Consider the following 13,940-nt stretch of genomic DNA (forward strand, 5'->3'; position numbering starts at 1 on the left):
CGAGGCGTGATCAGCGAACCCGGTCAGTCCGGTGCGATGAGGTATGTCCTGTTCGATGTCGATGGCACGTTGATCGATGCCGTGGACAATCAGCGCCTGGTCTGGCGAACGTGGGCAGAGCGGTACGGTCTGGACCCCGATGAGGTCTACCGGGTGGCGCTGCGGACGAGGCCGATGGAGACCTTCGCGCAGGTCGCTCCGGACCGGGACGCCCAGAAGTGCCTGGCCGAACTGCACGAGCTGGAGGACGAGGACGTCCGCACCGGCACCTATGCGGCTTTCGACGGTGCCCCGGAGCTGCTGAACGCTCTGCGACCCGGGGCCTGGGCACTGGTGACGTCGAACTACGAGCACCGGGTACGTGGACGTTTCGCCCGGACGGGCTTGCCGGTCCCGGAAGTCCTCGTGGACGCCGCCGCGGTGGAGGAAGGCAAGCCGTCACCAGTGCCGTATCTGCAGGCCGCCGCGCGGCTTGGTGCACAACCGGAGGACTGCCTGGTCATCGAGGACGCCCCCTCCGGAGTGCAGTCCGGGCTGCGTGCCGGGATGACGGTGTGGGGCGTCAACACCCCCGCAGCGGTGGACGGCGTGCATCGCCACTTCGACACCTTGCACGAAGCAGTCCGCGACATCCTCGCCTTCGTCTCCGGACCCCGCCCTCACCGGCTGGAGGGTTCCACAACAGTGCAATGATCTTGCTGTGGCCGGTGCTGTCACGGCGTCGGAGCCGTCGTGGATGGTCCCGTTCACCGGGCTGAGCCCGCGCCGGTTCACGAAGCCGGTGACGGTACTGCGTCGCACGGGAGTCGATGTCACCCGCCGGGGCAGGCCGTGGAGCCTGCCGCTCGCAGACGGAGCACTGCTGGTCACGGCTTACTGGCGCCCGAACTTGACGATGCGCCGGCTCGCCCCGCTGTTCGGCGTATCCACATCCGCTGCCGACCGCATCATCGACCACCTCGGTCCGCTCCTGGCGCTGCAGCCCCACCGCCGCCGCAAGGGTGAGGAGCTCCCCGACTGGCAACAGGAGCACAGCCGTTCCCACAAGCAGGTCCGCGCCCGAGTCGAGCACGCCTTCGCAGCGCGAGCCCCTGCCGACACGCGCCGGACGCCATGATCAGCCGCTGTCAGGATGCGCGACGCTCACTGGTCCAGCACGCCGGCTCTGGCCAACAGGACCCCGAGATGACAGCGACTATGGGCACCGAACTGTTCGTACAGTTTCGAGATGTGGGTTCGGCAGGTGCGAACGCTCAGACCGACTCGGCGGGAGACGGCCTCGTCGGTCTCTCCCGCAGCAAGCAGACGTGCGATCGTGAGGCGGACGTCACTCGTCGTTTCGAAGACCGCCTCGGCCCTCAACTCGGTCGTGAAGGGCTTGGCCGTGAGCCAGGCGCGATCGAAGACCCCTGCCAGGAACGTGACAATCGCGGGGTGTCGGATAACAATCGCAAAGTCCCGGCCCTCGCCTCCGGGGATGAATACCACTTCGCGATCGAAGATCAACATCCGCTCGAAGAACTCCGTCATGGTGCGGACCTCCGCGCCGTGTTGGAGGACCCGGGACACGTACTCACGTGTGGGGCCACTGAATACGGCCGGGTGCTGATAGATGGTTCGCATGCGGACGCCGCGTTCGAGCAAGGTCTTGGTGTCGTTCCAGGCCGCTTCAAGGGATTCGGCGAGGCGTCCACCGCCAGGCTGGGCGGTGCACACCTCGACCTGACATCCGGCTGATATCCGAATGATTTCCCTGTTGATCTCTGCAACGCCCTCCAGGGTGTAGACCCCCCCGGAGATCTGAGCGGCCTTCTGGTAGATCTGGGTGAACTCGGACAGGTCCTGCCGGAGAAGGTTCGCCTGGTTCTCGTATTGCTCGATCTTGTTCATGAGCGGGAGTACGAGATGCGCGGCCGCGCTGGATGGGCTGACTGGCGAGAAGCACCCAGGCGCGTGCGGGGTCGGGCGCAGAAGTGCCTTGTGCGTCAGGGTCTCGGCGGCGTTGCGGGCTCGGTCGAGCGTCCAGTCCAGGACGTCGGCGGCCTTCTCCAACTCCAGGTGGCCTGTCTGCACGGTGTACTGGTAGAGGGCCGCGAGGTCGGGCGTACTCATGGCCGTCCTGTCCGTATTTCAGGTGCAATGCGACATCCGCATCGCCCTCCGGTTGCTGCAGTGCAGCTTGATGCCCCGTCATTGAGCTAGATCATCTTGGTGAACTCTGAGCATACTTCAGGTGTCGCAAACGCAGAGATACCGGAGCCGGCCGGAGCGTCGACGGGGCTTTCCCGTCGTACCCCTCGCCCCTGGATCTCGGTGTGCGCCGCTGTGGGGTCGGAGGAACCCTCGCGTCCACTCGTCGCCGTTACCTGTTGGGCCAGAAGGCCGGTGGTTCAGGCGTGTGTGCAACTGTCGCGAGCCCCACGCGTCAACTGAATGCTCGGGGGAGCAAGAAAGTGAAGCTGCATGATGTTATTTTCCATTTTTAGCCCTGGTGATATGTGGGCCACAGCCGCCCGAATACTGACTTGTGGTATGTTCGTCGGCCTCGCGGCAAGCGCCGGACTCGGTTTGCAGAATCCCGCAGTCGTGGCGGCCGTCCGAGGTGACTCCCTTGTGATGTCGCAGATCGCCACTCATGCTCTCGGGGAATCGCAGTCGCACCGGATCCTGTCAACGGACATTCGCTGGGACTGAGGATATCGTTCCGCCGCGGCCGACTCTTCCGGCCCATGATCCGTACATTCGCCCGGCGCGCTTCGTCCGACTCCGGCCGGGAATTCAGGACCGGTACCCGTATCGATATTCGGGGGCGTCGGCCCCTCTGTTTCTTCGCTCGACAGTCCGGCTGCACCGATCAGACTTGCTCTGAAACGATTGTCGTTGACGAGAAACAGTTCTTCTCCGCCTGGGCGGCCTTCTGGTCAAGGGCCCTGAGCGGACTCCATGCACACGGCTTCCAGCTGCCTGTCGTCGATGTACCCACACATGCCCCCAGGTCATTGCTCGCGCACCGGGCAGGGTGAAAGACGTAGGGCGGCGGTCCGGCCGTTCCGAACCACAGACCTGCAATGACGTGGCAGTTGCTCAGTTGAGACTGGTGCTCCGATTCGCTGCCCTCGACAGGTCCAAGTATTCGCCATACTCGTGTCTCGGGATGCTCTGCGGAGCATCCCGCATATTGCCGAGAGGTAAGTCCCCTTGTCTTCAATCGTAGGTCCCGAGGCTGTCTACTATTCAGTGTCCGACACTCGGATGGTCTCGGGTGAGGGCATCTATCTGTATGACTCGGATGGTCGTGGGTACATCGACTGTGCTTCCGCCACGTTCAATCTCAGTCTGGGCTACCGACATCCGGCTGTGATAAAGGCCATCAAGGATCAGGCTGATGAGCTCATCCATGTCTCGTCCAGTTTTCAGACGGATCCGATCAATTCTCTCTCCGCGCGGCTCGTCGATCTGGCCCCGAAGCGCCTGACGAAGGCACACCTCAAGGTGTCGGGAGGCTCGGTAGCCAACGAGGGGGCCATCAAAATGGCCCAGCTCGCCACTGGTCGCCGCGATGTCGTGACCATGTTCCGCAGCCATGTCGGGCAGACCATGATGATGGCCAGCCTGTCCGGCAACGCCTTCCGCAGGGCACCCTTCCCCACGCTCTATCCCGGCGGCATGCAGGTACCCGATCCCTACTGCCACCGGTGCTTCTACGGCCAAAAGGAAGGCTCTTGCGGCCTTATGTGCGTCGACAGGATCAGTGACTTCCTGGAGTTCGCCAGCAGCGGCAGCGTGGCGGCCATACTCGTTGAGCCCATCTCCGGCAACGGCGGCAATATCGTGCCACCGGACGGCTACTTCCCCAAGCTCCGTGAACTCTGCGACGATCACGGAATCAAGCTCATCTTCGATGAGATCCAGACTGGCATCGGCCGAACCGGGCGAATGTTCGCGGCTGAGCATTTCGGTGTGGAGCCGGACGCCATGACGGTGGGCAAGGGCCTGGGCGGTTCCGGCGCACAGGTCGCCGCCATTCTGGCGAGTGATGAACTCTCCGGGCTGCCGACCAGCGACCACTCCTTCACCTACGGCGCCAATCTGCTGGCCGCAGCAGCCGGGCTGGCCACACTGGACATCATCGACGACCCTGCATTCCTCGCGAACGTCCGTGCCACAGGCGAGCGGATCCTGGGCCGACTCGCGGAGATGGCGACCCGACACGCCTGTATCTCGGATGTCAGGGGTGTCGGTCTCATGATCGGCATCGAGATAGCCGATGCTGCGGGCAAGCCCGACAGCGACCTGACCAACCACCTCGCAGACAAAGCCATGGACCACGGCCTGATGCTTCGCACATCACGCTATGGCCACGGCAACGTCCTCAAGATCCGTCCCCCTCTGGTGCTCACCCTGGAGGAGGCAGATCTCATCTGCGACCGCTTCGACGCGCTGCTGAAGCAGCACGCCGGATGATGACCCGACTCGGCTGTGCCGAGGGCGACTGCGCCCGATACGCGATGGAGCGCTGATGGACTACGACCTGGCGTTCGTGGGCGGAGGGTTCCGTACCACCAGCTTCCTGTCTTCCGCACCCGACCTGTTTGCGTTCCGGACAGCCGTCTTCGAGCGCGGAGACGGTATGGGGCCCGGAGGCTTCGGCGATTACGGCATCACCACCACCTCGGTCGGTTCCCGGTTCCTCAAGGATCTGAGCCGGCACGGCCCGCTGGGGCTGATGCGCGAGTCCCCGCAGGTGGCACAAGTCGCCGGCGCTGAGGAGCCGGTGCACATGCAGCAGTTGGCACGAGCACTCCGGGAGGTCGGCTCAGCGGTTACCCATGAACTCGGTTCCGAACACGTCCATCTGAGGCGCGAGGTGGCCGCGATCAACCTGTCGAGCAGCGGCCCCGAAGCCGAACTACGGCTGTCGGACGGTCGTCAGGTCCGCTGTCGGCATGTGGTGGTGGCTTCCGGACGCATCGAGCGACCCAACCCTGAACTCGCATCGTGGAAGGCACGAGTCCGGCTCTCCGGTGACATCATCAGTCACAGCGGTCGTAGTCGGCTGCGTACCACGCTCGGTGCACTCGCCGGCCGGTCGATCGTCATCGCAGGTTCGTCGCACAGCGCCATGTCCGCGCTGCAGGTACTTCTGCAACTGGTGCAGGAGAACCGCGATCTGAGGCCCGAGTACCAGGCTCCGGTCATCCATGTCCTGCAGCGCAGCCCCGCTCGGCTGATGTACGAGAGCCTGACGGCGGCACAGGCCCAGCAGGTGGTGGGGCGGGAGCGTCTCGTCGATCCGGCCACCGACGTCTGCCCGCAGTCCGGCATCGTGTATCGCGACTCGGGCCTGCGGCACGAGTCCAGGGCCCTCTACTGCGCTCTGTGGCAAGGGGAGATTCCAGGCGCGAAATTGGTACGCGCTGCTCGTCTGGGCGAGAGCGCTGGATTGCTGGACGACGCCGCACTGGTGATCCAGGCCCTCGGCTACCGAGGCCACGCCCCGGACATTCTGGTGGACGGTGTGATGGTACGTCCGTCCGATTCTCAGCAGCGATTGGGTCACACCGAGGACGGTGCTGCACTCATCGGCGGGCACACCTATCCCTCGCTCTCGGTTCTCCGGATCGAGCCCACCCCCCTGGAATTGCGGGACCACTCGGTATACGGAAGCGGCCTGTACAAGCAGCTTGCCGTACGTATCGGAACTTGTCTGAGCAGCACGAAAGCACTGGAGACACACGTATGACGTCAGCTCCACAGGGGAGTCCCGACCACACCGTGCTCACGGGAGCAGAGCTCATCGCCCGGCTGGCAGACCTGTTCCAGGACCGCAAGCAGCCCGAACGGCCCCTGGTCGTGGGTATCACAGGAATGGACACCTCGGGAAAGTCCCAGTTGGCGACGGTGTTGGCCGCCGAGATGGGGCGCCGTGGGGCCGCCAACCAGCTCGTGCGGATCGATGACTTCCATCACTCGCAGGCGCACCGATACCGCCCCGACCTGCCTCAGCCCGAGCAGTACTACAAGAACAGCATCGACTTCGCCAGGGCGGCAGCCCAGGTCCTCACTCCGATCCGTGAAAAGGGGTGCCTGAAGACCGAGTTGACCCTGCTGGATCTGAGGACGGACACTCCCACACTGCGACGGAGCTATCACGTGGACGCGCACACGATCGTGCTGGTCGAGGGTGTCTTCCTCTTCCGCCCGGAAGTGCGCGAGTTGATCGACCTGTTCGTCTTCCTCGATGTCCGCGAAGACGTCGTGCTGGCACGAGGACGCCTGCGGGACGTGCCCACGCAGGGCGAGCAAGTGATGCACAAGTATCGACACAAGTACCTTCCGGCCCAACGGCGGTACCTGGTCGAGCATCCGCCTGTCGACCACGCCGAGGTCATCGTCGACAACTCGGACTGGGCCGCACCCGCAGTACTTGCCTGGCCCGGCGGCGTGACCGGGAGCGTCAACCATGAGCGCTGACCAGGCGACGACAGTCCGAGCGGTGGTCTTCGACTTGTGGAAGACCTTGGTACCGCTGCCCGATTCGGTCAAACAGCGCGCCTTCATCGAAACCTGCCACGCGCTGGGTGTGGCCCCGCAGGAGCTGCGCGGACCCTGGCAGGCCGGTCGGGTCACCAGAGAAACCACCCCGCTCACCGACTATCTGGCGGCGCTCCGGGTCAGCCTCGGCGCGGGGTGGAGCCGGGCACAGGCCGCCGAGGCGATGCGCGTACGGCGGAAGAACCACGGAGCAGGGTTCGCCGATCTGTCGCCGGGGGCCGTCGAGGTCCTGTCGAGCCTCCGACAGGCCGGCTTGCGAACCGGTCTTGTCTCCAACTGCAGTTCTGATGTCCGCGACATGCTCGACGAATCCGCCCTCGGCGACCAGTTCGAGGTCCAGGTGCTCTCTGCGGAGGTCGGCCTCATGAAGCCTGACCCGCAGATCTTCCGGCTCGCTGCCCAGCGGCTCGGCGTCGATTGCTCTCAGTGCCTCTACGTGGGAGACGGAAACGACAACGAGCTCGCCGGCGCGGCGGAGTCAGGCATGCAGGCCGTCCTGCTCGATCTCGGTGAAGGTCGCGAGTGGTCCGGAGCCCGCATCACCAGCCTCTCCGACCTACTGCAGCTGGCCATCCCCAGTTAGTCCAGCTTCGGACGCTCTGCGCCCGTCGAGCCTGCCCGACGGGTTTTCGGGACCGATGCTTTCACAAGGGAATCCGACCGTGAAGTACATCATCGCCACCAACACCGGTGACACCGTCCACGCTGCTCAACTGGCGGCTCGTCCGGACCTGCACGTCCTCTTCGTCACCGAGCCACGGTTCATACCGCAGTACCCCGTAGGAACCGACATCGCGCTGGTCGACGACCTCAACGACCCCGCGGCGGCCGCACGCGCGGTAGCCAGGCAGCGCCCATTGGGCAAGTACTCACACGTCGTTGCCCTGTCGGAGCGCGCAGCACCTACAGCCGGTTGCCTGCGCAGCCTGCTGGCGCTTCCCGGTCCGTCGTTCGACACGATCGTCAACTGCACCGACAAGTACGCCATGAAGCGCCGATTTCGCGATGCGGGACTCCCCACGGCGCGTTTCGCCATGGCCGGTTCTGCGGAACAGCTCGTCGACGCCGCCGAGGAGGTCGGCTACCCGGTCATCGTCAAGCCGGTCGTCGGTGCGGGTGTCGACGCCACGGTAGTGATTCAGTCGGCGCAGGAAATGGGTTCGTCACACATCGATGACTTCCTGAAGCGGTTGTCGGCGCCGGCCACAACCTCTCAGAAGAGCTTTCCCGTGCTCGTGGAGGAGTACTTCGACGTCATCGAGGAATACCATTGTGACGGATACCTGGTGGACGGCCAGGTGGAATACGTTCAGGTGTCCCGCTACCTGCGCCCGGTCTTGGCGTACTCCTCCGGAACGTTCGGCTCATATCTGCTTGATCCCGCACACCCGGACGCAAAGGCCGTCCGTGAGATGCACGCGCAAGCCGTCCGGTCCGTCGGCCTGCGCGATGGAGTCACCCACTTCGAGGTTCTCCGTACCTCACGCGGCCTGTTCGCAGGCGAGATCGCGGGCCGCCCCGGTGGCGGCGGCATCCGCCGGATGCTGCAGCTGGACGCCGGGTTCGACAGCTGGGCCGCACATATCGCCTGCAGCTTGGGTGAGCCGTACCAGTTCGACCCTCTCACGCAAGGACCCGGCGAAGGCCAGGTCATGCAGGTCATGTTGCCCTCCCGACGGGGGGTCGTTGAGAAGATCAGTGCGGCAGCCGACTTTTCCGGCGTGCCCGGATTCATCGAAGCGGACCTCCGACTCGCGGTAGGCGACACCGTCGATGGATTGATGGACTCCTCCTCGGTCAGCGGATACGTCTTCGCCCGATTGACCGAGGCGCAGGGACCGCGGGAGATCGTCACATCAGTCGAAAACGTCTTCCACCTCGAAGTTGCTCCCGTCTAACCGGTTCATTCCTCAACCGCCATGAAAGAAAGCGGAGACAACACCATGCTCCACAAGGCCAGCCAAAGGCAGTATCTGCTCGTTCCCATGCAGCCCACTCCCAATGGCCGTCTGCACGTTGGTCATGGGGCCGGGACCTACCTGCGTGCCGATGTCCTGGCTCGCGCGCTGAGAGTGCGCGGACATGTCGTCCACAGCATCACTGGCAGTGACGGCTTCGAAAACTGGGTGCTCGCCGAAGCCCAGCGGACCGGGCGTTCACCGGAAGAGACCTGTGACCACTACCACGCCGGTATCCAACGTGACCTCGCCAACCTGGGCGCACAGCCTGACGTCTGGATCGATCCGCGTTCCGCCGAGCACTACCCCGGCTACCGACGGCTGCATGAAGACGTCCTCGCGCTCCTGCGTCGATCCGGCGGTGCAGCAGCCGAGAAGGAACGCATTCCCTACTCCGTCGACACCGGCCGCGAGGTCGTGGGTACGTGGATCGCGGGCGGCTGTCCGAACTGTGGGAAACCGTGCGGCGGTAGCTCCTGCACCTTCTGCAGCGAGCACTTCCAGCCGGAGGAGGTCATAGATGCGCGGTCACGGCTGGACGACAGCCCGCTGGAGTGGCGTACCGAGGAAAGCTGGTTCGCTCGTCCCCGTGCCACCGGCTCGATCGTCGATCACCTGACCGCGTCCGGGCTGCGCCCCTCGTTCGTGGCACCAGCAGCCAGGTACCTGCACAACCGCGGTGGCCGTATCCGATTCACCGGCAGGGGGAGCTGGGGTATCACCGGATCCACCACCGCTCCCGGCACCGTCATCACCAACGGTTACTACCTCTACAGCGTCTACTGCGGCGAGGTGCACCAAGCCCTGACGGGAGCTGAGCTGAACCCGTTCCACCCGGACAGCGGAGTCACCGTCGTGGGCCTGTTCGGCAGCGACAACTCCACCCCGGGCCTGGTTGCTCCCGGGGTCATCGCCCAGGGATCAGAAGGGACACTCAAGCCCTTCGACCACACCGTGGTCAACGCGATGCTCCAGTTCGAGGGCCAGAAGTGCTCGACGAGCAAGCGCCACGGGATCTGGCTCAGCGAACTGCTGGAGAACACCGACATCAGCGGGGACGAGCTCCGTCTCTTCCTTGCCAGAGCGCCGCTGGACGAGGATGTCGCGGACATCACCCTGGCCGGACTGGTCGACTCGCTCCTGGACCAACGCAGTTGGTACGCGCAGAAGCTGGCGCCTGCTCTTGAGAAACTTCGGCAGTCGGTCGGCCGGGACGACGCGCTGGACCGCGATCCGCTGCGGGCAGCGGCTGAGGCACAACGGCCCTTCCTCGAGCCTGGATCCTTCGATCTTCCGCGCGCGGTCGAGGTCCTGGACGAATGGATGCGCTCCGATCTCGTTCACACCCCGCTCACCTGGATGCTGGGCCTCGCCGTTCTCGGGGAGCCGGTGACGCCGACGCTGGCAGGCGAACTGTGGCAAGCCCTCGGGTACGACGGCAGGCCCACATTGGACACCGCCATGAGCGTCTCGCCGAAGCCGCGAGGCACAGCCCGGCCGACCGCAGGGGCGTGGCCGCTGACCGTCCAGAGCCTGCTCCCCTTCGTCCACCGGTCCGGCGAACAGGCCTGACCTGTGCGCCACGCGGCCTGGCACAGGGTGCCAGGCCGCCAGACCCCTGAGGACGTATGCGCTACTTCTGGCTCCTGACCGGCGCTTCTGCGCTCTCCAAGATCGGCAACACTTTCCTCTACCTGGCGATTCCGTGGGTGGTCCTTTCCAGCACAGGATCGCCCTTCCTGGCCGCCGCCAGTCTCGCTTTCCAGTACCTGCCCTACCTGCTGGCACCGCTGCTGGGCGGTCTGATCGATCGCTTCGACCGCCGAAGGGTCTACTGCCTGGCGGAGGTGCTGCAGGCCGGCGCCGTGGCGGTCGTGCCGTGGCTGTTGCACGGCGGACACAACCTGGCCGTCATGACCAGCCTGTTCCTCGTCGGCCTGGGCGGCGTCGTCTCGGGAATCACCAGTGACTACGGGCTCGTTCCCTCGCTCGCTCCACCTGACCGCACAGCACAGGCCTTTGGCCGGTACTCGGCGGTGCTGGATGTGGCCCGGTTCATCGGCCCACCACTGGCCGGCCTGACCATCTCGGCGATCGGCGCGAACGGAGCACTCTGGCTGGACGCCGTCACCTTCCTGATCACCGCTGCGGTGGCGATGCGCCTGCCATCCACCGAGGCCGAGCGAGAGCAGTCCGGCCAAGGGGTTCGGAGCATGCTGCGGGATGGATACCGAGAGTTCAGACGGCTCCCCGGCATGGGTCGCCTCACGCTGTGCATGTCTCTGTTCAACATCGGCTCCGGAGCACTGCAGACCGCCCTGGTGGCGCTTGGCGCCTCAGCGTGGGGCTGGTCGGCGCAGGGGATCGGTCTCGCGCTCACCGCCGGCCCGGTCGCCTCGGCGGCCGGATCCTGGCTCGGCCCGCGGCTGGGCACCGCCAGGAGCGTCGAGCGCCGGATCGGTGGCTGGTTCGCGGGCTGCGCTGCGGGCGCCGGGGTGCTGCTGATCCCCTCACCCGTAGCGGCCATCGCCGGATATGCCCTGATCTGCCTCGGCACCGGAGGCATGAACGTCGCCACCATGCTCTACCGGCACGAAGTGATACCTCCCGCGTACGCGGGACGTGTGAACGCGATCATCCGGGCTTTCGGCGTGGGAGCTCTCCCGGTCTCCTCCCTGCTGCTGGGGTGGGCCGTCACGCTTCCGGTGGGCTGGATGTTCCTGCCGGTGGTCGTTCCCGTCGTGGCCGCACTCATGGTGTGGGCGCTGGCGCCACCGCGGGGCGGACCCCGTGTCGACGCCTCCCCATCCGACAGCTCGCAAGCTTCCCTGCACCCGTCCACGACCCAGGAGGGAAACCCGTGAAGATCCTGATTCTCAATCGCTCCAAGCTGAGCACCACCCCCTATCTGGACTGGCTCGGACCAGAGCACAGCGGTGTCCTGATCACCGCCTCCGATGCCATCAGCAAGGACGAGCAGGCCGCTCAGGAGGAACTCGCCGGATACCTGGAGGTCATCCGCGTCGAGGGCTTCCACGCCAATCCGGCAGTGGAGAGCGCCGCGTGGGAGCTGCATGCGCAGCATGGTTTCGAGGCCATCATCGCGATGTCCGAATTCGACCTGCTGCGTGCGGCGAGGCTGCGCGCGGCCCTGGGCATCCCAGGACAGACGCTCGCCAGCGCCAAGGCTTATCGGGACAAGGCCGTAATGAAGGAGCTTCTGGCTGCGGCAGGGATACCGATGGCCCCTTACGCTCCGATCCCCGACGCCACCACGCTGCACACCTTCATCGCGGAGCATGGCTACCCGGTCGTGGTGAAGCCCCGGACCGGGGCCGGGTCGATGGGGGTGGAAGTCCTCCACGATTCGGCGGAGCTCGCGGCCTACCTCGAACTCAACCCCTGCCTCGGAGGGGATGACGACGCGGCCCTGCTCGCCGAGAAGTTCATCGCGCATGATCTCTTCCACGTCGACGGTCTGGTCATCGACGGGGTCCTGGTCTTCTCCTGGCCCTCGGCCTGTGGTTCCTGCCTGTCCTACCGGGACGGAGACGCTCTCGTGAGTGCCATGCTGGACGCACAGGATCCGCTCTTCGAACCGCTGAGGCAGCTCACCCTCGAGGCGATGGGAGCTCTGCCCACCCCTGCCACGACCACGTTCCACGCGGAGATCTTCCGAACGCCGGAGGGTGAGCTGCTCCTCAACGAGATCGCTTCCCGCATCGGAGGGGGCAAGATCTACGAAACCTGCCGGCTTGCACTCGACGTGGACATGGCACGCGACTACGTGCGCGCGGTGGGCGGAAGCTTCCCCGTGCCGGATCCCGTTCGACGAGCCGACCGCTTGGCCGGATTCGCGATCTTCCCCGGACAGGCAGGGACGCTGACGCACGCCCCGCAGTCCTGCACGGTGGACGGCGTGAACCAATACCGGCTCAACGTCGAAATAGGCACCGTCCTGGGCCAAGCCGAGAACAGCAGCGCGAGGATTGCTTCCGTTGTGGTCGAAGGGGCAACGCGCAGTGAGGTCGAAGACGTCCTGGAGCGGGCAAGCCGATGGTTTGCGGAGGCAACCGTGGTCGAACCGCGGACGGAGGAGGGCGTATGATCAGTCGGCGACTCTTGATTCTTGGCTGGAAGAGCGTGGTGGAGGACGCGCTCGACCGCGTGGGCATCCCACATGTCACAGTGGTGGAGATGGCCAAGTACAGCCGAGTGCGCTCCCGCGCCGACGAAAACCGTGTACTGGTGCCGTGCGGGAACATCGCGAACATTGAATCGGTTCTTTCGGCCCTGGCCAGGTCGGACATACGTAACTCGGAGATCTCGGCGGTCTGGACCGCTGATGAGTTCAGCGTCGTGGTCGGAGCCGCCCTCACCTCGGTACTTGAGCTGCAACCTTCCTTGGATGTCGACACTGCCCTGCGCTTCCGGGACAAATATCTGCAGAAGCAGGCTGTTGCCGCAGCAGGTCTTCCTGTTGCCCGCACGGCGCTCGTGGCCTGTAGCGAGGATCTCGACAGCTCTTCGGTATCGGCCGTAGGACTGCCGGCGGTAATAAAACCTGTGGCCGGCGCCGGTACATCGCTCACGCATCGAGTGGATACCATGGAAGAGCTGGAGCCGTTGGTTGCGAATCTTCTCGCCTCGGATGCCGCGTCAGGTCCATTTCTTCTCGAGTCGTTCGCCGACGGCCACGAGTTGCACCTGGACGGCTGCCTCTCACAGGGGGCGCTGACCGTCTTTTCTGTCTCCCGGTACCTCACTAACAATCTTGAGATCCAGACCGGCGGAATCAACGGCTCCTACATGCTGGATCCTGAGCGCTTCGCAGCGGAGTACTCCTTGGCGCAGGGGTTCGCTCTCAAGTGCCTGAAGGCGCTCGGCATGACCGAGGGGGTCTTTCACATGGAGGTGTTCCGCAGTACCGACGGTTTGTCCTTCTCCGAATGTGCGGCCCGGGCCGGAGGCGGCGGCATCATCGAGGTCTTCCAAGGGAAGTTCGGACTGCACCTGCTGGAGGAGCACGCCAAGGTGGCGGCCGGGCTGGAGCCGGGAAGCCCGAAGCCCTCATCGGACGCCTTCGGATGCACACTGTTGCGGGCTCGCCCGGGCAAAGCGCTCAGTGTTCCGACGGTGGCAGAACTGCTGGCACAGCCAGGAGTTGTCGAGGCCCATGTGGACCAGCAGGTCGGGGATCCGACGCCCGACATGACGAAGGACACGGTCCGCCGTGCCGGCTCTGCAATTGTGCGTGCCCGGAACGAGGAAGAACTGGTGGACCGCATCCAGAATCTCCGTGGCTGGTTCATGGACGCTGTTGAGGTCGCATCCTGAATCAGATCGGTCCATCTCGTTCGGACTGGACGGTGTTGCGGCACCCTGGATGATGTTCTCCATGTCAGCCGACGGGGCGTCATCCAGGGC

11 protein-coding genes and 1 pseudogene are annotated in these 13,940 nt (G+C 65.1%); 11 read left to right on the top strand and 1 reads right to left on the bottom strand.

Translation table 11 applies throughout. The annotated features are described in order from the left end of the window. The first annotated feature begins 6 nt into the window (after nt 1-6). Together ACZ4YL_RS04465 and ACZ4YL_RS04470 are read left to right on the top strand one after the other, a co-directional pair. Nucleotides 7-693 (top strand): HAD family hydrolase, encoded by a 687-nt coding sequence (locus ACZ4YL_RS04465; protein ID WP_468113678.1) that lies wholly within the window; start codon nt 7-9, stop codon nt 691-693. Between the two features lie 7 nt (nt 694-700). After that, nucleotides 701-1,081, top strand: a pseudogene (locus ACZ4YL_RS04470) (helix-turn-helix domain-containing protein); the annotation flags it as partial. A gap of 62 nt (nt 1,082-1,143) precedes the next feature. Here the strand turns inward: ACZ4YL_RS04470 and ACZ4YL_RS04475 are convergent. Continuing rightward, nucleotides 1,144-2,112 carry a helix-turn-helix transcriptional regulator gene (locus ACZ4YL_RS04475; protein ID WP_382544057.1) on the bottom strand — a complete coding sequence of 323 codons (969 nt, stop codon included), beginning with the start codon at nt 2,110-2,112 and terminating at the stop codon, nt 1,144-1,146. A gap of 1,140 nt (nt 2,113-3,252) precedes the next feature. On the opposite strand from ACZ4YL_RS04475, the gene ACZ4YL_RS04480 reads away from it, so the two are divergent. From ACZ4YL_RS04480 to ACZ4YL_RS04520, 9 genes are all read left to right on the top strand, one after another. Then, on the top strand, nt 3,253-4,464 hold the full coding sequence (locus ACZ4YL_RS04480) for an aspartate aminotransferase family protein (RefSeq protein ID WP_382544060.1): 1,212 nt from the start codon (nt 3,253-3,255) through the stop codon (nt 4,462-4,464). A 55-nt stretch (nt 4,465-4,519) separates the two neighbouring features. Then, a complete protein-coding gene (locus tag ACZ4YL_RS04485; protein ID WP_468113679.1) occupies nt 4,520-5,743 on the top strand; it encodes an FAD-dependent oxidoreductase in 1,224 nt (407 codons plus the stop codon). Nucleotides 5,744-5,775: 32 nt separating this feature from the next. Further along, complete coding sequence (locus ACZ4YL_RS04490) at nt 5,776-6,474, top strand: nucleoside/nucleotide kinase family protein (protein WP_468113680.1); 699 nt, start codon at nt 5,776-5,778, stop codon at nt 6,472-6,474. Then, nucleotides 6,464-7,138, top strand: a complete 675-nt coding sequence (locus tag ACZ4YL_RS04495; protein ID WP_382544069.1) for an HAD family hydrolase — start codon at nt 6,464-6,466, stop codon at nt 7,136-7,138. The genes ACZ4YL_RS04490 and ACZ4YL_RS04495 overlap by 11 nt, the downstream gene beginning before the upstream one ends. A gap of 79 nt (nt 7,139-7,217) precedes the next feature. Then, nucleotides 7,218-8,453, top strand: coding sequence for an ATP-grasp domain-containing protein (locus ACZ4YL_RS04500; RefSeq protein WP_468113681.1), 1,236 nt, complete (start codon nt 7,218-7,220; stop codon nt 8,451-8,453). Nucleotides 8,454-8,498: 45 nt separating this feature from the next. Further along, on the top strand, nt 8,499-10,085 hold the full coding sequence (locus ACZ4YL_RS04505) for a class I tRNA ligase family protein (RefSeq protein ID WP_468113682.1): 1,587 nt from the start codon (nt 8,499-8,501) through the stop codon (nt 10,083-10,085). Between the two features lie 56 nt (nt 10,086-10,141). Continuing rightward, nucleotides 10,142-11,377: an MFS transporter gene (locus tag ACZ4YL_RS04510; protein ID WP_382544077.1), complete on the top strand. Its 1,236-nt coding sequence runs from the start codon at nt 10,142-10,144 to the stop codon at nt 11,375-11,377. Next, nucleotides 11,374-12,621, top strand: a complete 1,248-nt coding sequence (locus ACZ4YL_RS04515) for an ATP-grasp domain-containing protein (RefSeq protein ID WP_382544080.1) — start codon at nt 11,374-11,376, stop codon at nt 12,619-12,621. Before ACZ4YL_RS04510 ends, ACZ4YL_RS04515 begins: the two co-directional genes overlap by 4 nt. Further along, nucleotides 12,618-13,850: an ATP-grasp domain-containing protein gene (locus ACZ4YL_RS04520; protein WP_468113683.1), complete on the top strand. Its 1,233-nt coding sequence runs from the start codon at nt 12,618-12,620 to the stop codon at nt 13,848-13,850. The genes ACZ4YL_RS04515 and ACZ4YL_RS04520 overlap by 4 nt, the downstream gene beginning before the upstream one ends. Nucleotides 13,851-13,940: the final 90 nt, after the last annotated feature.

It is taken from the genome of Streptomyces sp. NPDC030021 (genome assembly GCF_055574035.1).